The 345-nt window shown below is 55.9% G+C and carries 1 protein-coding gene; it reads left to right on the top strand.

The annotated features are described in order from the left end of the window. On the top strand, positions 1–345 hold a 345-nt coding region (locus OB13_RS18555), incomplete at both ends, for a hypothetical protein (protein ID WP_461491677.1).

A 345-nucleotide genomic window follows, 5' to 3' on the forward strand; every position in this document is an offset into this window, starting at 1 on the left:
GCAGCAGTCGGCCAAGATCACCCTGGAGGCAGGCAAGCGCTACTACATCGAGGCCCTGATGAAAGAAGAGAACGGTGGCGATAATCTGGCCGTAGGCTGGCAGCTACCTGACGGCTCCCTCGAAAGACCGATCGCCGGTAACAGGCTGTCAGAAATGGGAAGCACTGCACCGGTGGCGGTAGCGGTAGCATCCACAGGTACTATCACTAGAGAATTCTGGGCTAACATTTCGGGTAACTCAGTAGGCAACATCCCGGTAACCACCAAGCCTACAGCTGTATCAGAACTGAAGTCTTTCGAAGCGCCAGCGAACGTGGGTGATAACTACGGCCAGCGCGTAAGAGG

Source organism: Pontibacter sp. HJ8 (assembly GCF_054824225.1).